This is a genomic window from Allobosea lupini (genome assembly GCF_900109525.1).
Lineage (GTDB): Bacteria > Pseudomonadota > Alphaproteobacteria > Rhizobiales > Beijerinckiaceae > Allobosea > Allobosea lupini.
On record NZ_FOAN01000004.1, the window covers coordinates 251,445 to 271,094 of the forward strand.

General features: G+C 68.4%; 17 protein-coding genes and 1 tRNA gene. 10 read left to right on the forward strand and 8 right to left on the reverse strand.

Annotated features, from left to right (window positions below):
* Window positions 1-10: 10 nt before the first annotated feature.
* From BMZ21_RS13870 to addA, 4 genes are all read left to right on the forward strand, one after another.
* On the forward strand, window positions 11-676 hold the full coding sequence (locus BMZ21_RS13870; protein WP_208862281.1) for a nitroreductase family protein: 666 nt from the start codon (window positions 11-13) through the stop codon (window positions 674-676).
* 78 nt (window positions 677-754) lie between these two features.
* Window positions 755-1,489 carry a nucleotidyltransferase family protein gene (locus tag BMZ21_RS13875; protein ID WP_091835144.1) on the forward strand — a complete coding sequence of 245 codons (735 nt, stop codon included), beginning with the start codon at window positions 755-757 and terminating at the stop codon, window positions 1,487-1,489.
* Between the two features lie 6 nt (window positions 1,490-1,495).
* The gene (gene addB, locus BMZ21_RS13880; protein WP_091835147.1) at window positions 1,496-4,597 is read left to right on the forward strand and encodes a double-strand break repair protein AddB; all 3,102 of its coding nucleotides are present in this window, start codon (window positions 1,496-1,498) and stop codon (window positions 4,595-4,597) included.
* Complete coding sequence (gene addA / locus BMZ21_RS13885; protein ID WP_167561637.1) at window positions 4,594-8,070, forward strand: double-strand break repair helicase AddA; 3,477 nt, start codon at window positions 4,594-4,596, stop codon at window positions 8,068-8,070. Before addB ends, addA begins: the two co-directional genes overlap by 4 nt.
* Window positions 8,071-8,074: 4 nt before the next feature.
* Here addA and BMZ21_RS13890 read toward each other — a convergent pair whose 3' ends face one another.
* Window positions 8,075-8,470 carry a RidA family protein gene (locus BMZ21_RS13890; protein ID WP_091835155.1) on the reverse strand — a complete coding sequence of 132 codons (396 nt, stop codon included), beginning with the start codon at window positions 8,468-8,470 and terminating at the stop codon, window positions 8,075-8,077.
* A gap of 35 nt (window positions 8,471-8,505) precedes the next feature.
* The gene (locus BMZ21_RS13895; protein WP_091835158.1) at window positions 8,506-9,150 is read right to left on the reverse strand and encodes a TetR/AcrR family transcriptional regulator; all 645 of its coding nucleotides are present in this window, start codon (window positions 9,148-9,150) and stop codon (window positions 8,506-8,508) included.
* Window positions 9,151-9,270: 120 nt separating this feature from the next.
* Here BMZ21_RS13895 and BMZ21_RS13900 point away from each other — a divergent pair, with 120 nt between their 5' ends.
* The 4 genes from BMZ21_RS13900 to BMZ21_RS13915 are packed head-to-tail and all read left to right on the forward strand — an operon-like array spanning window position 9,271 to window position 13,261.
* Complete coding sequence (locus BMZ21_RS13900) at window positions 9,271-10,050, forward strand: cyclase family protein (RefSeq protein ID WP_425285441.1); 780 nt, start codon at window positions 9,271-9,273, stop codon at window positions 10,048-10,050.
* A gap of 14 nt (window positions 10,051-10,064) precedes the next feature.
* A complete protein-coding gene (kce, locus tag BMZ21_RS13905) occupies window positions 10,065-10,991 on the forward strand; it encodes a 3,5-dioxohexanoate:acetyl-CoA acetone transferase (protein WP_091835161.1) in 927 nt (308 codons plus the stop codon).
* Complete coding sequence (locus tag BMZ21_RS13910) at window positions 10,991-12,019, forward strand: SMP-30/gluconolactonase/LRE family protein (RefSeq protein ID WP_091835163.1); 1,029 nt, start codon at window positions 10,991-10,993, stop codon at window positions 12,017-12,019. The genes kce and BMZ21_RS13910 overlap by 1 nt, the downstream gene beginning before the upstream one ends.
* A 33-nt stretch (window positions 12,020-12,052) precedes the next feature.
* Window positions 12,053-13,261, forward strand: coding sequence for an ABC transporter substrate-binding protein (locus tag BMZ21_RS13915; protein ID WP_091835166.1), 1,209 nt, complete (start codon window positions 12,053-12,055; stop codon window positions 13,259-13,261).
* A gap of 9 nt (window positions 13,262-13,270) precedes the next feature.
* On the opposite strand, the gene BMZ21_RS13920 is transcribed toward BMZ21_RS13915, so the two are convergent.
* The 4 genes from BMZ21_RS13920 to BMZ21_RS13935 all read right to left on the reverse strand — a co-directional run bounded on the left by BMZ21_RS13920 (window position 13,271) and on the right by BMZ21_RS13935 (window position 17,307).
* Window positions 13,271-14,020 (reverse strand): ABC transporter ATP-binding protein, encoded by a 750-nt coding sequence (locus BMZ21_RS13920; RefSeq protein ID WP_091835169.1) that lies wholly within the window; start codon window positions 14,018-14,020, stop codon window positions 13,271-13,273.
* Window positions 13,996-14,874, reverse strand: a complete 879-nt coding sequence (locus tag BMZ21_RS13925) for an ABC transporter permease (protein ID WP_091835173.1) — start codon at window positions 14,872-14,874, stop codon at window positions 13,996-13,998. The genes BMZ21_RS13920 and BMZ21_RS13925 overlap by 25 nt, the downstream gene beginning before the upstream one ends.
* A 3-nt stretch (window positions 14,875-14,877) precedes the next feature.
* Window positions 14,878-15,891 carry an ABC transporter substrate-binding protein gene (locus tag BMZ21_RS13930; RefSeq protein WP_091835176.1) on the reverse strand — a complete coding sequence of 338 codons (1,014 nt, stop codon included), beginning with the start codon at window positions 15,889-15,891 and terminating at the stop codon, window positions 14,878-14,880.
* 69 nt (window positions 15,892-15,960) lie between these two features.
* On the reverse strand, window positions 15,961-17,307 hold the full coding sequence (locus tag BMZ21_RS13935) for an LLM class flavin-dependent oxidoreductase (RefSeq protein ID WP_091835179.1): 1,347 nt from the start codon (window positions 17,305-17,307) through the stop codon (window positions 15,961-15,963).
* Window positions 17,308-17,783: 476 nt separating this feature from the next.
* On the opposite strand from BMZ21_RS13935, the gene BMZ21_RS13940 reads away from it, so the two are divergent.
* Complete coding sequence (locus BMZ21_RS13940) at window positions 17,784-17,984, forward strand: hypothetical protein (RefSeq protein ID WP_091835182.1); 201 nt, start codon at window positions 17,784-17,786, stop codon at window positions 17,982-17,984.
* Window positions 17,985-18,086: 102 nt separating this feature from the next.
* Here the strand turns inward: BMZ21_RS13940 and BMZ21_RS13945 are convergent.
* Together BMZ21_RS13945 and BMZ21_RS13950 are read right to left on the reverse strand one after the other, a co-directional pair.
* Window positions 18,087-18,162: transfer RNA gene (locus tag BMZ21_RS13945), tRNA-Ala, on the reverse strand.
* Between the two features lie 189 nt (window positions 18,163-18,351).
* Window positions 18,352-18,756 carry a TIGR02300 family protein gene (locus tag BMZ21_RS13950; RefSeq protein WP_091835185.1) on the reverse strand — a complete coding sequence of 135 codons (405 nt, stop codon included), beginning with the start codon at window positions 18,754-18,756 and terminating at the stop codon, window positions 18,352-18,354.
* Between the two features lie 242 nt (window positions 18,757-18,998).
* Between BMZ21_RS13950 and cmk the strand changes: the two genes are divergently transcribed.
* Complete coding sequence (gene cmk / locus BMZ21_RS13955) at window positions 18,999-19,625, forward strand: (d)CMP kinase (RefSeq protein ID WP_091836047.1); 627 nt, start codon at window positions 18,999-19,001, stop codon at window positions 19,623-19,625.
* The last annotated feature ends 25 nt before the right edge of the window (window positions 19,626-19,650 follow it).

Genomic DNA, 19,650 nt, shown 5'->3' on the forward strand with positions numbered 1-19,650 from the left:
GAGGACATCGATGAACGCCTATGTCACCATGCCGCTCGCCTTCCAGGGCCTGCCCGAGGAGGAGATGAAGGCGCAGGCGCTCAGGTTCCTGGAGACGATGAGGACGCGCCGCACGGTGCGCGACTATTCCGACAGGCCGGTCCCGCGCGAGATCATCGAGGCGGCGGTTGCGACCGCCGGCACCGCGCCGTCCGGCGCCAACCAGCAGCCCTGGACCTTCGTCTGCATCTCCGATCCGCAGATCAAGCGGAAGATCCGCGAGGGCGCCGAGGAAGAAGAGCGCGCCTTCTATGCCGGCCGCGCCGGCGAGGAATGGCTGGGCGCGCTCGCCCATCTCGGCACCGACGAGCACAAGCCTTTCCTCGATACCGCGCCCTGGCTGATCGCGATCTTCGCCCAGCGCTGGGGCTATGATGCCGAAGGCCGCAAGGTGAAGCATTACTACGTGCCGGAGTCGGTCGGCATCGCCGCCGGCTTCCTGATCGCCTCGCTGCATCAGGCCGGCCTGGCGACGCTGACACATACGCCGGCGCCGATGAATTTCCTCAACGAACTCTGCGGCCGGCCCGACAACGAGAAGGCGCTGATCCTGCTCGTCGTCGGCTATCCCGCCGAGGGCTGCGTCGTCCCGGCGATCGGCAAGAAGCCGCTGGAGGAGATCGCCAGCTTCCTGTGAGGCTCCCGCCGCACTTGAGCAATCGCTCCGGCCATGGCTGATGGTGCAGTCTTGGCCGGCGGGAGATTCGTTCACGTCATGCAGACCAGTTCGCCGCCGATCCGCCGGGCCATGGTGCTCGCCGCCGGGCTCGGCAAGCGCATGCGCCCGATCACCGACACCATGCCGAAGCCGCTGGTTGCGATCGCCGGCAAGACCATGCTCGACCATGCACTCGACCGCTTGGCCGAAGCTGGCGTTGCGGAGGCCGTGGTCAATGTCCACTACCTCGCCGAGCAGATCGAGGCGCGCGTCGCCGGCCGCTCCAGCCCGCGCATCGCGATCTCCGACGAGCGCGACCTGCTGCTCGAAACCGGTGGCGGCGTGAAGAAGGCGCTGCCTTTGCTCGGCACCGAGCCCTTCTTCCACGTCAACTCCGATTCGCTGTGGAGCGAGCGGGGGGCGTCGAACACTTCCGCCATGGCCGCCGCCTGGGATGCCGGGCGCATGGACATGCTGCTCCTGCTGGCGGAGCGTGAGAGCAGCGTCGGCTTCGACGGCGCCGGCGACTTCTTCCGCGACGAGGCCGGCCGGCTGGCGCGGCGCGGGCAGGCTGCAAGCGCGCCTTACGTCTATGCCGGCGTCGCCATCATCAAGCCGGAGCTCTTCGCCGACACGCCGGAGGGACCGTTCTCGCTCAACCTGCTGTTCGACCGCTGCATCGCCAGCGGAACCCTGTTCGGCCATCTGCTCGATGGGCGCTGGCTGCATGTCGGCACGCCCGAGGCGATCCCGCTGGCGGAGCAGGCCTACGCCGCCCATCAGGGCGGGTGAGCGGCGATGGCCGGGCTCAACCTGTTCAGCATCCCGGCCGGCGCGCCCTTCCTCTCCGTGCTGGCAGAACAGCTGATCGCCGGCCGTTTCGGCCGGGCGTTCGACCCAGGCGATCCGACTGCCCTCTCGCGCACCACGCTCTATCTGCCGACGCAGCGCGCAGCGCGGGCTTTCGGCACGATCCTGTCGGAAAAGCTCGGCGGCCGGCCGCTGCTCCTGCCGCGCATCGTCCCGCTCGGCGATGTCGACGAGGCCGAGACCGCATTGATCGCCGGCGCGGGCGATGCGCTGGCGCTTGGGCGGGTCGCGCCGATCGATCCGCTACGTCGTCGCTTCATCCTGACGACGCTGATCTCGGCCTGGGGCCGCACCGCCAACCGCCAGCACCTCAAGCTCGACCCGGCGGAGCCCTCGCTGATGCCGGCGACCTTGGCCGAGGCCTGGGGGCTGGCCGGCGACCTCGCTCATCTGCTCGACCAACTGCAGACCGAAGGCATCTCGCCGGCACGATTGAAGGGGTTGGATGCCGCCCGCTTCGACGAGATCTGGCAGTTCAACGCGCGTTTCCTCGACATCATCGCGCAAGCCTGGCCGGCGATCCTCGAACAGCGGGCCGAATGCGACCCGGCCGAGTTCCGCAACCGCATGCTCGCGGCCGAGCGCGAGCGCCTGCTCGCCGGCGATTTCCACGGGCCGGTGATCGCGGCCGGATCGACCGGCACGGTGCCGGCGACGGCGCGCCTGCTCGCCGCGCTCGCCCGCGCCCCGAACGGCGCCGTCGTGCTGCCCGATCTCGACGAGGCTCTCTCCGAACAGGGCTGGCGCGCCATCGTCCAGGAACCCGCGCCGTCCCACCCGCAGGCGGCGCTGCATCGACTGCTCGACGAGATCGGTGCGAACCGGGACGAGGTCGTCACCCTTGCCGAGCCCTCACCTGGGCTGGAAACGCGCCGCGACCTGCTGCGCCGTGCCCTGTTGCCGGCCTCGATCACGGATGACTGGGCCGGCGCTGCGCCCCTAGCTGCCGGGGCGCTCGACGGGCTTCGCATCGTCGAGGCGGCAGATGAACGCGAGGAGGCGCTGGTCGCGGCGCTCGCCCTGCGTGAGGCACTGGAAGAGCCAAATGCCCGTGCCGCCCTGATTACCCCCGATCGCGGCCTTGCCGAGCGCGTCGCGGTCGAGCTCCGGCGCTGGGGCATCCAGGCCGACGATTCCGCCGGCATGCCGCTCGGCCGCTGGCCGGCCGGCGCCCTGCTGCGGCTGGCGCTCGATGCGGTCGAGGGCGACCTCTCGCCGGCGAGCCTCGTCGCGCTGCTGGCGCATCCGCTCTGCCGGCTCGGGTTGACGGAAGCCCGCCTGCGGCAAGGCGCGGCAGCGCTGGAGATCGGCTGCTGGCGCGGCGAGCCGGTGGGTCCGGGTTTCGCCGGCCTGCGCCGCGCCTTCGAGGCGATGCCGGAATTGCGCGAGGCGACCTATGCGCCGCGCCCGCGTCGCAAGCTGACAGACGAGGATGTCGGCGCGGCCGAACAGGTGCTTGCCGGACTGGAAGATGCACTCGCGCCACTTGTGGCGGCTTTGGCCGGCCCTGCCCCCGAATTACGCGAGATCGCGGCGCAGGCCCGACGCGCGATCGAGACGCTGAGCGGCGACGAGGCCGGCGCCGTCCTCGCCTGGCGCGGTCCGGATGGCGAAGCGCTCGCGGCTTTGCTCGACGATCTCGACGCCGCCTTGCCGGAAGCCCCCGGCGAGGGCCGCGCCCGCGACTGGGTCGCGATCCTTGAGGCCCTGATCGGCGAGCGCGTCGTGCAGCGCCGTGATCCCGGCCATCCGCGCGTCAAGATCTGGGGCTTGCTCGAAGCCCGCCTGCTCGAAGCCGAGCACATCGTGCTCGGCGGGCTGATCGAGAGCGTCTGGCCGCCGGCCACCGAGACCGATTCCTTCATCAACCGGCCGATGCGGGCGGAACTCGGCCTTTCGCCACCGGAACGGCGCATCGGCCAGACCGCGCATGACTTCGTCGCCGCCGCACTCGCTCGCAAGGTGACGCTGACCCGCGCCCGCAAGGCCGGCGAGGCCGAGACGATCCCCTCGCGCTTCTGGCAGCGCCTCAAGGCGGTGGCGCCGGCTGAAGGCTGGGAAGCGGCCGAGGGACGCGGGCGCGAGCTGATCGCCTGGGCCGCGCTGCTCGGCAAGCCGGCCGATCTCCTGCCAGTACCGCGGCCAAAACCCTTTCCGGCGGCGCATCTGCAGCCGAAGCGGCTCAGCGTCACCGAGGTCGAGACGCTCTATCGCGATCCCTATGCGGTCTATGCGCGCAAGATCCTCAGGCTCGACGCCCTGCCCGAGCTGGTCGAGGATCCCGGCGCGACCGATCGTGGTTCGCTGCTGCACGACATCGTCGGAACCTTCGCCGAAACCTACCCCGAGCAGATTCCGGCCGGCGCCCTCGGCAGCCTGATCGAGATCGGCGAGCGCTTCTTCCGCGCCTATGAGGAGACGCCGGAGGTGCGCGCCTTCTGGTGGCCGCGCTTCCTGCTGATCGCACAGAACTTCCTCGGCTGGGAGGAGAGGCGCCGGCCGGGGCTCGCCCGCGTCGCGGTCGAGCGCGATACGCAAGGCGAATTTCCGCTGATCGATGGTTCCTCGATCCTGCTGACCGGCCGGGCCGACCGCGTCGAGATCACGCGCGATGGCGCCTTGCGCATCATCGATTTCAAGACCGGCGCGCCGCCGAGCGACGAGCAGGTCCGCCTCGGCTTCGCCCCGCAATTGACGCTGGAGGCCGAGCTCGCTTTGCGCCACGGCTTCTCGCCCGACATCCTGCCCGGGCCGGTCGAGGCGCTGCTCTATCTGCGACTCAACCATGATCCGAAGAGCTGGGAGAAGGACAAGAAGCTCGCCTTCAAGGACGAAGCGCAGGCCGACGTCACCGCCCGCCATCTCGCGCAATTGCTCGACCATCTTTCCGTGCTGCGCGCCGGCCGCGAGCCCTGGCTCTCGCGGCGCGCCCCGGCCTACATCAAATACGCCAGCCCCTATGACCAGCTCGCCCGGGTCAAGGAATGGTCGGCGGCGCCCGATCTCGGCGATGCCGGAGACGAGGCATGACTCCGGCGGGCTGGACCATTCCCGAGCAGACGCGCCGCAACCAGGCGCTGGCGGCCGAGCCCGATCTCAGCGCCTGGGTCTCGGCCAATGCCGGCTCGGGCAAGACCCATGTGCTGGTCAACCGCGTGCTCAGGCTCCTGCTCGACGGCGTCGCGCCCGGCCGGATGCTCTGCATTACCTATACCAAGGCGGCCGCTGCCAACATGTCGAACCGGGTCTTCGGGGCGCTCTCGAAATGGGCTGTCGCCAAAGACGGAGACCTGTGGAAGGCGTTGAAGGAACTGACGGGAGAATTGCCGCCCCCGAGCGACATCAGCCGGGCGCGGCGCCTGTTCGCCCAGGCGCTGGAGACGCCGGGCGGCCTGAAGATCGAGACGATCCACGCCTTCTGCACCCGCGTGCTGCAGAGCGCCCCCTTCGAGGCCAATGTCCCGCCGCGCTTCGAGGTCGCCGACGATCTCGCCCAGGACGAGTTGATGCGCGATGCCAGGCGCGACCTGCTCGCCGCGGCCGAGGCCAACCCGGACGGGCCGCAGGCCCGGGCACTGCGCTTCATGGCCGAGCACGCCGCTCAGGACACTTTCGACCAGATCATGCGCGAGGCCCTGCACCAGCGCGCCGTGTTCAGCGATGCCGAGGGGCGGGCGCGGCAGCCGGATGAGATCGTTTCGGGGCTCAGCGCCTTCCTCGGCATCGGGCCGGAGCTGGCCGCCGAGACGGTACGAGAGCGCTTCCAACGCGAATTGGCTGCTGTCCCCGATCTCGAGCGGCTGATCGCCGCCTTCGAGGCCGGCAGCGCGACGCGGGCCAAGGCGGCGGCAGCGATCAGGCTCGCGCTGTCGGATGCGCCGGGCATCGATCCGGTCTCCGCCTGCCGCGCCGGCCTGCTCACCGCCGAAGGCAATGTCGCCCAGCATGTCCGTGGCAAGGGCAACAGCGCCCTGCCCGCCGATCTCGACGCGGCGCTCGATGCGCTAGCGGCCTGTCTGGCCGCCGCGATCGACCAGCTCAACGCCATCGCCGTGCGCGAGCGCAGCGCGGCGCTGGCCGTGCTGGTGACGCATATCCTTTCCGCCTATCGCAAGCTGAAGGCGCAGCGCTCGCTGCTCGACTATGACGACCTGATCGCCAAGACGCGCTCGCTGCTCGACCGGGTCGATCCGGCCTGGGCGCTCTACAAGCTCGACGCCGGCATCGACCACATCCTCCTCGACGAAGCCCAGGACACCAGCGAGGCGCAATGGGCGATCCTGCGCCGCCTCGCCGAGGAGTTCTCGGCCGGCGAGGGCGCGCGCGAACTGGTGCGGCCGCGCACCGTCTTCGTCGTCGGCGACGAGAAGCAGTCGATCTACGGCTTCCAAGGCGCGGCCCCCGCCCATTTCAGCGAGGAGCGGGGGCTGCTCGGCCGGCGCCTCTCAGAGGCTGGGCAGCGCTTCGAGCCGATCAGTCTCACCACCTCCTTCCGCTCGGCGCCCGACATCATGCGTGCGGTCGATGCGGTGTTCGCGCCGCCGGAGCACTGGCGCGGCCTCGTCTTCGACGGCGGCGCCGGGCCCGAGCGACACGATACGGTCAGGCGCGCCTCGGTCGGCGCGGTCGATCTCTGGCCCGTCTCGGCCGATGACCCCAGCGAGAAGCCCGATGCCTGGACCGCGCCGGTCGACGCACCCGAGCGGCGCTCGGGCCTCGTGAAGCTCGCCGCTCGCATCGCCGACGTGCTGAAGCGCTGGAGCGAGGCCGGTCGCGACGATATCGGCCGTCCCTTCAAGCCCGGCGACGTCATGATCCTGCTGCGCCAGCGCGGCGCGCTGTTCGAGGCGATCGTCAAGGCACTGAAGGATCGCGAAGTGCCGGTCGCCGGCCGCGACCGCCTGACGCTGGCCGACCATCCGGCGGTCGAGGACCTCGTCGCGCTCGGGCGCACGATCCTGCTCCCGCAGGACGATCTCTCGCTGGCGATCACGCTGAAGACGCCGCTCTTCGGTCTCGACGACGACGATCTGATGCGCCTTGCGCCGGAGCGGAAAGGCTCGCTGCGCGACGCCTTCCGCACGGCGGCGCAGACCGAGCCGCGCTACGCCGCGATCGAGGCGCGCCTGACCGAGCTTGCCGAGGAGGCCGGGCGCTGCGGCCCGTTCCGTTTCTACGCCGGCCTCCTCGGCCCGGGCGGCGGCCGCAATCTCGCCCTCGCCCGGCTCGGCCCGGAAGCGGGCGATGCGCTCGATGCCTTCTTGAGCGCCGCGCTCGACCATGAGCGGCGTTACGGCCCCTCGCTCGCCGGTTTCCTGCACCATATCGACGCGGTGGCGACGCAGGTGAAGCGCGATCTCTCGGCCAGCGCCGGCGAGGTCCGGGTGATGACCGTGCACGGTTCGAAAGGGCTGGAGGCGCCGGTCGTCATCCTCGCCGATCTCGGCATCGCGCCCGGCGAACGCCGCCTGCCGAAGCTGATGGCGGTCGCGCCGCCGCGCGGCGCGCAGGTGCCGGTCTGGCCGAGCAGGCGCGCCGACGACCCCGCGGCGATGCGGCGCGCCAAGGACGCGATCGTGGCGCAGATGGTCGAGGAGCATCACCGCCTGCTCTATGTCGCGCTGACGCGGGCCGAAGAGCGCCTGATCCTCTGCGGCGTGCAGGCCAAGGGCGAGGCGCCTGAAGGATCCTGGTACGCCATGGCAGAGCTTGGCCTCGCCGGCTCCGAGCCCTGGCTGCGTAACGTTCCCGCACCCGATAGCGACGGTGAAGTCCGCCGCTTCATGGTTTCGCAGCCGGGAGAAGGGGCAGTCGAGGACGCTGTCGCTGTGCGGGCGGCGGCGGTGCCGCCGGACTGGCTGACGCGCTCCGCGCCGGAAGAGGCCGAGCCGGCTCCGCCCTTGCGCCCGTCGAGCGCGCTCTCAGCAGCCGATGCGCAGGAGCGTCCGCATGACGGGCCCTTCCTGGCCAACGCCGCCGCGGCCGGCCGGCTCGCGCATCTCCTGCTGCAGGTCCTGCCGGAGGTGCCGGACGAACGCCGCGCCAGCACTGCCCATGCGCTGGCGCAGGCGCGCGGTGGCTCGCTGCCGGATGAGCGTCGCACCAGGATCGTCGACGATGCGCTCGCGCTGATCGCCGCGCCGGAGTTCGGCGGGCTGTTCGGGCCGGGCAGCCTGGCCGAGGTGCCGCTCGCCGGCGTGATCACCATGGGCGATGGCAGCAGGCGCCCGGTGCAGGGCCGGATCGACCGGCTCGCGGTCGGCGAGAGCGAGGTCCTGATCGCCGATTTCAAGACGGCCGCCCGCCCGCCGCAGGACGCTGCCGCGCTGCCGGCCTCGACCTTGGTTCAGCTCGCGGTCTATCGCCGGCTGATCGGCGAGATCTATCCCGGCCGGCGCGTCAGGGCGGTGGCGATCTACACGGCGAGCCTGAAGCCGCTGGAGGCATCGGCCGAGCTGCTCGATGCGGCCCTGGCAGGGATGGCGGCACCCTCCCCGCACTGATGGATCAGCCGATCGCGGCGACGCATTCGATCTCGATGTCGAAGGGCAATGGCCAGGGCCGGATCGCGGCGCTGGTCCGGGCCGGGAAACCGTCGCTGAAAAAGGTGCGGTAGACCGCATTCACTCCGGCCATCAGCGCTGGATCGGTCACGAAGATCGTCGCCTTGACGACGGCGTCGAGCGAGGCGCCGCCATGGCGCAGGGTCACGGCGAGCGCCTCCATCGCGGCGCGGGTCTGCGTCTCGATATCGCCACTGACGATCTCGCCGGTGGTGACATCGATCGGCGGCATGCCGCAGGTGAAGAGCAGGTCGCCGACGCGCGCCAGCGCCGAAGTCGGCGCACCGAGCCGGCGGATCGCCTCGGAGATGACGGGGACTTCGATGATCTCGCGGCGCATGATGTTCCCCGCTTGTTTGCAGACGGCAGGCCGGCTTAGCGGCCTCGCAGCAGGCCGTCGATACCGGCGGCGCAGAAGCTGGTCAGGCGCTGCAGCAGGTGCTCGGCATTCTCCACGACCGGCACCGCCTCGCGCGGCTGGTCGAGCCGGGTGGCGCGGTCACCGGCGGCCATGGTCATGACGAGCGCGCCGACCATGAAGAGATAGGCGTCGACCAGCGCGCCTTCCGGCGCCTGCGGGTAAAGCTTGCCCAGCGCCGTGACGAACTGCCGTGCTGTCGGGTCGAAATGTTCGGCGACGACGCCGCGTGCCGCCTCGCGCGGGTCGACCGCCTCGCGGGCGGTCATCATGGCGAAGGCCGCGCCCTGCACGCCTTCGCTGAAGCGCTGGCGGACCGAGGGACCGATGAGGGCGGCGACGATCTCGCCGACGTCGAGCACCGGCCGGGCCATGGCCTCGCCGAGCTCCTGGGCGCGCGCCAGAGCCAAAGCATGGGCCCGGCGGGCGAAGACGGCGCGGTAGAGCGCCTCCTTCGAACCGAAATGATAGCTGAGCTGCGAGAGCCGCACGCCGGCCGCGGCCGCAAGGTCGCGCATCGAGGCGCCGTCGGCGCCGCCGCGCTCGGCGAAGAGCCGTTCGGCAGCGTCGAGAATACGGTCGCGCGTCGGCATCGCGGACATCTTGCCCCTCCAGAATCCAGCGATTCCCCTCTTACCAGAAACAGGGCACCCTGCTATAGGTCGGACGTTCGTCCAAATTCGTACCAAAGATAACGCATCTTCAAGGGAGGGCATACCGGCATGCTGCCAGGCCGCCTCGTCGATCTGTCGATTCCACTTGAGAACGACGTTCCTGCCGACCCGCCCTTCCAGAAGGTCAAAATCGACTATCGCACGCACGAGGCCACGGCGAAGGACGTCGCGGCGGCGTTTCCGGGCCTCAAGCCCGAGCAACTCCCGGACGGAATGGGCTGGGCAGTCGAGCTCGCGACGATCTCGACCCATAACGGCACCCATGTCGATGCGCCCTGGCATTATCATCCAACGCAGGATGGCGGCGCTCCCGCGCTCCGGATCGACGAATGCCCGCTCGACTGGTTCCTGCAGCCCGGCGTGAAACTGGATTTCCGCCATCTCCCCGATGGCCACGTCGTCAGCCCCGGCGAGATCGACGCCGAGCTTATGCGGATCGGCCATACTTTGAGCCCGCTGGAGATCGTCATCGCCAATACGCGGGCCGGCGCCCGTTACGGACAGGCTGACTATGTCGATTCCGGCTGCGGCTTCGGCCGCGAGGCGACGCTGCATCTGGTCCGGCAGGGCATCAAGGTGGTCGGCACCGATGGCTGGAGCTGGGATGCGCCATTCAGCCACACCGCCCGCCGCTTTGCGCAGACCGGCGACGCCTCGCTGATCTGGGAGGGACACAAGGCCGGGCGCGAGGCCGGCTACTGCCAGATCGAGAAGCTGCACAATCTCGAAGCGCTGCCGGCGAGCGGCTTCACCATCAGCTGCCTGCCGGTGAAGGTCCGCAACGGCTCGGCCGGCTGGACACGCGCCGTGGCGATCCTGCCGGCCTGACGAAGGAGAGTTCGATGAGGAAGATCATCATCACCTGCGCCGTCACCGGCGGCATCCATACGCCGACCATGTCGGATCATCTGCCGATCACCCCGGACGAGATCGCCAGCCAGGCAATCGCAGCGGCGGAGGCGGGCGCGGCGATCCTGCATCTGCACGCGCGCGATCCCCGGGATGGCCGCCCGACACCCGATCCGGCCGTGTTCATGGAATTCCTGCCGCGGATCAAGCAGGCGACCGATGCGGTCGTGAACATCACCACCGGCGGCGGCCTGACCATGACCGTCGAGGAGCGCCTCGCCGCGCCGCTCAGGGCCGCGCCGGAGATGTGCTCGCTCAATATGGGCTCGATGAACTTCGCGCTACACCCTCTCGCGGAGAAGTACAGCGACTGGAAGCATCCCTGGGAGCAGCCTTATCTCGCGGGCACCAAGGACTTCATCTTCCGCAACACTTTCGGCGACATTGAGCGCATCTACAAACTGCTCGGCGAGGGCCACGGCACCAAGTTCGAGCACGAATGCTACGATGTCGGCCACCTCTACAATCTCGCCCATTGCCTGGATCGCGGCTGGTTCCGGCCGCCGGTCTTCCTGCAGTTGATCTTCGGCATCCTCGGCGGCATCGGCGCCGATCTCGACAATCTGATGTTCATGAAGCGCACCGCCGACAAGCTGTTCGGTCGGGATTACCACTGGTCGGTGCTCGCGGCCGGACGCCACCAGATGGCGTTCTGCACGCAGGCTGCGATGCTCGGTGGCAATGTCCGCGTTGGGCTCGAGGACAGCCTGTTCATCGGCAGGGGCAAGCTCGCCACGTCCAATGCCGAGCAGGTCGCCAAGATCCGCCGCATCGTCGAGGAGCTCGGCTACGAGATCGCGACGCCCGATGAGGCCCGCGCGACGCTCGGCCTCAAGGGCGGCGACCGCGTGAACTTCTGATGTCACCCACACCCAACCCGCTTGACGGCTTTGTCATCGATCCCGCCGCGATCACCTATGTCGGCGAGGGCCTGCAGCGGCCGGAATGCATCCTGGCCGAGCGCGACGGCTCGCTCTGGTCAGCCGATGCGCGCGGCGGCGTCGTCCATATCCGGCCGGACGGCACGCAGCAGCTGATCACGCAGACGGCGAGCCGCGGCTTTGCCGAGGCCGCCGACGAGGAGGCGCGCTTTGTCTCCGGCACCCTGCCGAATGGCCTTGCCTTCGCCCGCAATGGCGATGTCCTCATCTCGAATTTCGGCACCGACCGGCTGGAGCTGATGACTCGCTCGGGCGAGACGCGCGTGCTCGTCGACAGCATCGACGGGCAGGCGATCGGCAAGGTCAATTTCGTACTGCGCGACAGCAGGGACCGGATCTGGCTGACGATTTCGACGCGCACGACAAACTGGATGCGGGCGATGAGCCCGAATGTCCGCGACGGCTATGTCGCGCTCTATGATGGCGGACGCCTGCGCATCGTCGCCGATGGATTCGCCTTCACCAACGAGATCAGGCTCGATGCCACCGAGGAATGGCTCTACGTCGCCGAGACCTGCGCCTGCCGGGTGACGCGATTGCGGGTCGGGGCCGATGGCAGCCTGACCGACCGCGAGATCTTCGGCCCGAGCGATCATGGCGCCTTCATCGACGGCATCGCGTTCGACGCCCATGGCAATCTCTGGGGCACGCATGTGATGCTCGACCGGGTCTTCGCGATCACGCCCGAGGGCGAGCTGCGCATCCTGCTCGACGACGATCGCGGCAGCACTGCCGGCAAGGCGCTGATGGCCGCCTTTGCTCGCGACGAGGCGACGCCCGAGCTGATGCTCGCCTGCGGCGGCACGATCGCGCCCTGGTTCGCCAGCATCACCTTCGGCGGCGCAGACCTGCGCACCGCCCATATCGGCAGCCTGCGCGGCAGCCGCATCCCCTCATTCAGATCACCGGTCGCCGGCCTGCCGATGGCGCACTGGCACGACCGCTAGCAACGACGAACGACAATCACGGGAGGAATTCACATGAAGGGTCTGGCCTCGGCGCTCGCCGTCACCACCGCATTGCTCGGAGCACTGCCCGCCGCGGCCGAGATCTCGGACGGCGCCGTCAAGATCGGCGTGCTGACCGACATGTCCGGCGTCTATTCCGACATCACCGGCAAGGGCTCGATCACGGCCGCCCGCATGGCGGTCGAGGACTGCCTGAAGGCCGAATGCCAGGGGGTGAAGATCGAGATCGTCTCGGCCGACCATCAGAACAAGGCCGATATCGGCTCGGCGATCGCCCGCGAATGGATCGACCGGCAAGGCGTCGACGTCCTCGCCGACATGTCCAACGCGTCGCTGCAGCTCGCCATCCCGCCTTTGCTGAAGGACAAGAACCGGGTCGGCCTCTTCCCCGGCGGCACGGCCCGCCTGACCGGCGATGCCTGCCAGCCCGACCATGTCGTCCAGTGGATGTGGGACACTTATGTCCAGGTCGCCGGCATCGCCAACCATCTGACCAAGCCCGGCACCAAATGGTATCTGGTCACCGCCGATTACGCGCTCGGCCACCAGCTTGAGGCCGATGCCAAGACGCTCGTCACCGCCAGGGGCGGCACCTATGTCGGCTCTGTCCGACATGCTTTCCCTGCGGTCGATCTCTCCTCGCAGCTGCTGACGGCGCAGGGCTCGGGTGCCGACCTGATCGCGCTCGCCAATGCCGGCGGCGATACCGTCGCCGGGATCAAGACCGCCCGCGATTTCGGCATCGGCCAGGACAAGCAGAAGCTGGTCGCCTTCTTCCTGACCGCGATGGACGTGAAGAGCGTCGGCCTCGCCTCGGCGCAAGGCACGATCCTGACCGAGGGCTTCTACTGGAACATCGACGAGCGCACCCGCGCCTTCTCCGAGCGCTTCAAGACGGCGCATGGCGCGGTGCCCTCGGCGATCCAGGCCGGCGTCTATTCCTCGGTCCGGCACTATCTCAAGGCGGTCGTCGCGGCGAAGTCGGACGAGGCCAAGACCGTGATCGCCAAGATGCGTGAGGTCCCGATCGAGGACGAGGTCGTTCGCAACGCCAAATTGCGCGAGGACGGGCGCATGGTGCACGACTTCTACGTCTTCCAGGTCAAGAAGCCGGCCGAGTCGAAGGGCGAGTGGGATCTCTACGACCTCGTCGCCACGATTCCCGGCGACCAGGCCTTCCGCCCGCTCGCCCAGAGCGCCTGCCCGGCGATCAAGAAGTAGCCGCACGCTTCAGGCGACGCGACGCAGCTCCTCCTGGGTCACGCCGAGGCTCGTCAGCAATTCGCTGCGCACCTCGGCGAAGCGCCGCTGCCGCGGCCCGGCCTCGGACGGCAGGTCGACCTTGAGGTCGACGGTGAAGCGACCCTGGTCGAGCACCAGCACGCGCTGGGCGAGATGGATCGCTTCGTCGACGTCATGGGTAACGAGCAATACCGCTGGGCGATGGCGGGCGCAGAGATCGAGCAGCAGCGCCTGCATGCGCAGGCGGGTCAGCGCATCGAGCGCGCCGAATGGCTCGTCGAGCAGTAGGAGTTCCGGCTCGCGCACCAGCGAGCGGGCCAGCGCCGCGCGCTGCTGCTCGCCGCCGGAGAGCTGCATCGGCCAGGCCCTTGCCCGCGCCGTCAGCTCGACCTCGGCGAGAGCGTGCAGAGCGCGCTCGCGCGGCGTCGCGCCCTTCAGCCCGAGCGAGACATTGTCGACGACGCTTTTCCAGGGCAGCAGGCGCGCATCCTGGAAGACGACCGAAACCGCGTCGGGGATGCCGAGCCGGCCGGAGCCTGGCACGCCATGGTCAAGGCCGGCTAGCGCCCGCAGGAAGGTGCTCTTGCCGGAGCCGGAGCGGCCGAGCAGGGCGACGAACTCGCCGCGGCCGATGTCGAGATCGACATTGTCGATGATGGTGCGCTCGCCATAGCGGCGGGTCAGGCCGCGGACCGCGACCACGGGCTGCTGGGTCAGTCGGCCAGAATCTTGCGCCATGGCAGAGCCTTTCGGGTGATGAAGCGCACGAGCCAGTCCGAGCTCAGGCCGAGCGCGGCGTAGACGGCGAGACACAGGATGATGACCTCGGTCTGGCCATAGGTGCGGGCGAGGTTGATCATGTAGCCGAGGCCGGAGGTGGCGTTGACCTGCTCGACCACGACGAGGGCGAGCCAGGAATAGGTCACACCGAAGCGCAGGCCGAGCAGGAAGCCGGGCAGCGCCGCCGGCAGCACGACATGGCGCAGGAACTGGCCGTTGGAGAGATCGAGCGTCTCGGCCAGCTCGATGAAGCGGGCATCGGTCGAGCGCAGGCCGTCATGGGTCTGGATATAGATCGGCGCGAAGGTGATCAGCGCAATCGTCAGGATCTTCATGCCCTCGCCGATGCCGAACCAGAGCATCAGCAGCGGGATCAGCGCCAGCGCCGGAATGGCGCGCTTGATCTGGATCGGGCCGTCGATGAGGTATTCGCCGATACGGCTGAGGCCGGCGATGACGCCGAGCGAGGCGCCGGCGACGATGCCCCAGAACAGTCCCCAGAAGGAGCGCTGGAACGAGGTCCAGAGATTCTCCTGCAGGCGCCCGTCCTGGATCAGCTCCCAGCCTGTCGTCGCCACCGTCCACGGCGCCGACAGGATGCGGTCGTCGATGAAGCCGGTGGCCGAGCCGATGCTCCAGAGGATCAGCAGCAGGGCCGGGCCGAGCGCGGCGCCATAGGGGATCGGCCGGCCCGGGCCGAGCTTGCGCCGGCGGCGCGGCTTGTCGACCGCACCGTTGGTCTGGCCGCGACGGAGCCGGAGCCAGCCCGGGTCGACGGCGCCCTGTCCGCCGGTGAGCGAGAGATCGGCCATGGCTCACTCTCCCTGATAGGCCGCGCCGGCGATCCGCTCGAAGCGTCGGTCGAACAGCGTCGCGGCCTTGAGCACCGGCTTCTTCAGTTCGGCAGCGAGGAGATCGATGGTTTCCTGCTGGCGCTCGATCGCCCCGTTCCAGTCGAGCGGCACATCGGGATCGCCATTGGATTCGACCAGAAAGCGCCCGGAATCGGGCTTGAGCCCCTGGTCCTTGACGTAGTAGCCCTTGATCCATTCCTCGGGATGGGTCTCGATCCACTTGGTGGCGCGGCCCCAGGCCTGGACATAGGCGCGGATCGCCGCCGCCTTGCCGGGATCCTCGAGCGAGGCCTTCACCACATAGAGATAGGCCGGATCGTCGCGCAGGCCATGCGGCAGCGCCTTGGCGCCGTCCCGCTCATAGTTCTGGACGAAGCGCTGCTTGTTCGCTTCGGCGATCGGCGCGGCGTCGACCAGCTTGCTGGCGAGGGCGTTGACATAGGCGTCGCCGACGCTTGGCAATTCGACGAGCTGGACCTCGTCATGCCTGAGGTTCAGCTTCTTCAGGACGCGCAGGACCAGCGCGCCCTGGGCCTGGCCCGGGCTGAAGGCGACCTTGCGGCCCTTGATCTCCTCGAGCTTCGTGATGCCGGAACCGGGTGCGGTGGCGATCACATAGATCGGATGGCCGATCGGATCGCGCCGGAACTTGGCGGCGACGATCCTGACCTCGAGTCCGGTCCATTGCGCGTGGATCGGCGGGATGTCGGCCACCGAGCCGATATCGAGCGCCTTGGCCCGAAACGCCTCGATCGTCTGCGGACCGCCGGAGATATTGGCCCATTCGACCTTGAAGGGCAGCTTGGCAAGCTCTCCCGACAGGGTGAGCGCGACCTTGGTCTGCGGATCGCCGATCACCAAAGTCGTGCCCGGCGGAACCCGCTCGGGGAGTGGCGCGCTCTCCGCCAAGGGCTGGGCTGCGGCCGGGCCGGCCAGCAAGGCGGCCGCGAATGGCAGGACGTAGCTGAATTTCATCGGATGTCCTCTGCGGGGCCTAGCGAGGCCGTCGCGTCATGGCTGGATTGAAAACCTCGGCAGGCAGGCTCAGGCGCTCTGGCGCTGCTGCGTCGCGAAGACGCTCTCCGGGCGCGGCAGCCCGTAATGGCCGCGCAGCGTCGTGCCGGAATACTCATGCCTGAACAGGCCGCGCCTGCGCAGGATCGGCACGACTTCGGCGACGAAGCTGTCGAAGCCGCCGGTGAGATAAGGCGGCATGACGTTGAAGCCGTCGGCCGCGCCCTGCTCAAACCAGGTCTGAATCTCATTCGCGACATGCTCAGGCGTGCCGACGACGACGCGATGCCCGCGCGCTCCGGCAAGGCGCCGGATCAACTGGCGGATCGTCGGGTTCTCGCGGTCGACGATGTCGACGACGAGCTGGAACCGGCTCGCCAGTCCCTTTGGTCCATTGGTATCGATGATGTGGCGCGGCACCGGCCCGTCGAGATCATAGCCGCCGAGGTCGACGCCGATCATCCGCTTGAGCTGGTCGAGCGAGGCGGCCGGCTGGATCAGATCGTCGATCTCCTGCTCCAGCCGCTTCGCCTCGCCCTCCGTCGAGCCGAGGAACGGGCTGATCCCCGGCAGGACGCGCAGATGGTCCGGACGGCGGCCGAGCGCCACCGCACGGGTCTTGATGTCGGAATAGAATTCCTGCGCGCTGGCAAGCGTCTGGTGCGCGGTGAAGATCGCCTCGGCGAACTGGGCCGCGAAGGAGCGGCCATCCTCGGAGGAGCCGGCCTGGACATAGACCGGCCGTCCCTGCGGCGAGCGCGAGACGTTGAGCGGCCCGCGGACGCGGTAATGCTTGCCGACATGGTCGATGCGATGGACCTTGTCGGCATCGGCGAAGACGCCGCTTTGCGGGTCCGCGACGAGGGCGTCGTCCTCCCAGCTGTCCCAGAGCCTGGTGACGACATTCAGGAACTCGCGGGCCTTCTCGTAGCGCTCGCCATGCGGCGGATGCTCGGGCAGCCCGAAATTATGGGCGGCCCCGGCATCGCTGGTGGTGACGATGTTCCAGCCGGCGCGGCCGCCGCTGATATGGTCGAGCGAAGCGAACAGGCGGGCGAGGTTGTAAGGCTCGTTATAGGTGGTCGAGGCCGTGCCGATCAGGCCGATCTTCTCCGTCGCCGCGGCAATCGCGGTCAGCCAGGTGATGGGCTCGAAGCGAACGCGCGAAGAGTAGCGCACATTCTCCGGCAGCGATGGCCCGTCGGCGAAGAAGATCGCGTCGAACTTCGCAGCCTCCGCCTTCTGCGCCAGCTCCTGATAGTAGCGGATGTCGAGCACGCGCGCCGGCTCGGACTCCTTGTAGCGCCAGGCCGCCTCATGGTGGCCACCAGGATAGATGAACAGGTTGAGCGTGAGCTGTCGGCCGGCACTGGACATCGCGCACCTCGCATGAAGCGAATGATCTGGCGGGATGCGAAGCGGGCATCCCCGGTCATTCACGATGGCGGCCAGCAGAGCGTGTGGTCAAGAGAAGTGTTTTTTAAAAAGAACGGTTCGTTCGGGAAATTATTACTCGATCTCTGCCCTGTCATTTTGAAAGGTTGATGCGGCCGACAGAAATAAATAGACTGAATTCACTTCATAATTGGGGATTGTTATCGCTCATTACGCTGAAGATTCAAAAGGATATTCTCATTTCGGGACCGCACGTGTCCTGAAAGCAGGGTGCACGCGGTCCGTCGGCAGTACGAGTCGATGGATGGTGTTCGTGTCTCCGCGCCAAGCACACTTGCCCCGAGCTCGGCCCAGTTCCTTATGGAATCCGTTGATCGACGCCATCAGGGCATCGCCGCGCCACAGCGCGTGACTTCGCTGGCGCATACCGGCAGGATCGCTCCGGTAAGGAGTTCTCGATGACAAAGCTCTTCGCGGCCGCGTGCTGCCTGCTGCTGGCCGGTTGCACCGCGACCGGCATGTCCGCGGGCATCGATCCGATGCAAAGCGATGGATCGCGCTATGTGCCCACGGATGTCGCGGCGACCTACGCACCGCCAGCCGACGAGCGCCTTACCTCGACCTGTGCCATGCGCGGACAGAGCGTCGTCTGTCGTTGAGCGGCGAGCGCGCCCGGATCGACCGGGACACCGTCAAAACGGAAAAGCCGGCCTCAGTCAGAGCCGGCACCGGTCGTTCGCAAATGTCGGTTAGGAGAGATTTGGTGGAGCCAGGCGGAATCGAACCGCCGACCTCTTGAATGCCATTCAAGCGCTCTCCCAACTGAGCTATGGCCCCACTTTGCCGGCCTTCTTGGGGAAAGGCCGGGAAATCGTCGCTGACCGAGGGCTCTTTCGAGCCGGTCCGCGTTCGTCGCCGCAGCGACGAAGCGCTCTATAGGCAAGCTTGCGCCAAGACACAAGCACTGATGTCACGTTATCGTCGCGCTTTTTTCAGGCGCGCGATTTGACGCGATCCTGGCGCTGATCAGGCGTCTTCGTCGCCTTCGATGTCGCCATCGATCAGGTCGGAGACGTCGTCGTCGCCCTCCTCGTCCTCTTCCAGGAAGGTGTCGTCGTCATCGCTGGCGTCGCCGTCATCCTCGATCTCAATGTCGTCGTCGCTGGTGACCACCGGCTCCTTCTCGGCGGCCTCGGCATCGGCGTCGTCGAGCGAGACGAGTTCGACCGCGCCGTCGGCGGCCTCCGTCTCATCCTCGTCGTCCGCCTGCTTGGCCGCTGGAGCTGCCGCCGCCTTGGCCTGCGGCTCGAACAGCGAGCGCGGATAGGACTGGCCGGTATAGGGCGAGACGATCGGATCCTTGTCGAGATCGTAGAATTTGCGGCCCGTGACCGGGCAAACGCGCTTGGTACCAAGTTCCGGTTTCGCCACGGCGTCGGACCTTCAAGTTCGTACAGGGTTCGTAAAAAGCAGGGGCGTCCGTTAGTCGGGCGAAGCGTCGCTGTCAAATATTGATTTGGCTGCCGCGCAAGCTGGCGACGCCGGGCGCAAAACCGCTTCGCATCGGTGCACCCGGTGCTTTAGAACTCTGCCTTCACCAGCGCACTGACGAAAGGCCGAGAATCGTGCCCGCGACCCAGCCCTCCGCCTCTCCGACCCAGCAGGCCGACGGGCTGGTCATCGCCGTCGATGGGCCGGCAGCCTCCGGCAAGGGTACCCTGGCGCGCCGGCTCGCCGCCCATTACGGCCTGCCCTATCTCGATACCGGCCTGCTCTACCGCATGGTCGCCCGCACCATGCTCGATGCCGGCAAGGCGCTCGACGACGCGCAGGCCGCAACCGCGAGCGCGGCCGGCTTCGACGATGCTGCTATCGACGAATCGCGGCTGCGTGGCCGCGAGATCGGCGAGGCCGCCTCGGTGGTGGCGGCGATCCCCGCCGTCCGGCGGGCGCTGATCGACCGGCAGCGCCGCTTCGCCGCGGCAGGGGAAGGAGCGGTGCTCGACGGGCGCGACATCGGCACGGTGATCTGCCCTGAGGCGACGGTAAAGCTCTTCGTCACCGCGACCCCCGAGGTCCGTGCCGCGCGCCGGCACAAGGAGCTGGCGGGGCGGGGCGAAGCCGCTACGCTCGACGGCATCCTCGCCGATATCCGCCGGCGCGACGCCAGGGATTCAGGCCGTGGCGATGCGCCGCTGAAGGCGGCTGAGGATGCGGTGCAGCTCGACACCTCGGCGCTCGGCGTCGAGGAGGCCTTCCAGGCGGCGCTCGCCATCGTCGAGGATCGCCGGCGCGGATAATCCCATCGCGGTATCGCTTTGGGCA

Coding starts and splice junctions, on each gene's coding strand:
- BMZ21_RS13915 (WP_091835166.1), top strand. CDS start 12,053: ATGAAGGGTCTGGCCTCGGCGCTCGCCGTCACCACCGCATTGCTCGGA.
- BMZ21_RS13875 (WP_091835144.1), top strand. CDS start 755: ATGCAGACCAGTTCGCCGCCGATCCGCCGGGCCATGGTGCTCGCCGCC.
- BMZ21_RS13890 (WP_091835155.1), bottom strand. CDS start 8,470: ATGCGCCGCGAGATCATCGAAGTCCCCGTCATCTCCGAGGCGATCCGC.
- kce (WP_091835161.1), top strand. CDS start 10,065: ATGAGGAAGATCATCATCACCTGCGCCGTCACCGGCGGCATCCATACG.
- BMZ21_RS13900 (WP_425285441.1), top strand. CDS start 9,271: ATGCTGCCAGGCCGCCTCGTCGATCTGTCGATTCCACTTGAGAACGAC.
- addB (WP_091835147.1), top strand. CDS start 1,496: ATGGCCGGGCTCAACCTGTTCAGCATCCCGGCCGGCGCGCCCTTCCTC.
- addA (WP_167561637.1), top strand. CDS start 4,594: ATGACTCCGGCGGGCTGGACCATTCCCGAGCAGACGCGCCGCAACCAG.
- BMZ21_RS13925 (WP_091835173.1), bottom strand. CDS start 14,874: ATGGCCGATCTCTCGCTCACCGGCGGACAGGGCGCCGTCGACCCGGGC.
- BMZ21_RS13920 (WP_091835169.1), bottom strand. CDS start 14,020: ATGGCGCAAGATTCTGGCCGACTGACCCAGCAGCCCGTGGTCGCGGTC.
- BMZ21_RS13930 (WP_091835176.1), bottom strand. CDS start 15,891: ATGAAATTCAGCTACGTCCTGCCATTCGCGGCCGCCTTGCTGGCCGGC.
- BMZ21_RS13940 (WP_091835182.1), top strand. CDS start 17,784: ATGACAAAGCTCTTCGCGGCCGCGTGCTGCCTGCTGCTGGCCGGTTGC.
- BMZ21_RS13910 (WP_091835163.1), top strand. CDS start 10,991: ATGTCACCCACACCCAACCCGCTTGACGGCTTTGTCATCGATCCCGCC.
- BMZ21_RS13935 (WP_091835179.1), bottom strand. CDS start 17,307: ATGTCCAGTGCCGGCCGACAGCTCACGCTCAACCTGTTCATCTATCCT.
- BMZ21_RS13895 (WP_091835158.1), bottom strand. CDS start 9,150: ATGTCCGCGATGCCGACGCGCGACCGTATTCTCGACGCTGCCGAACGG.
- BMZ21_RS13870 (WP_208862281.1), top strand. CDS start 11: ATGAACGCCTATGTCACCATGCCGCTCGCCTTCCAGGGCCTGCCCGAG.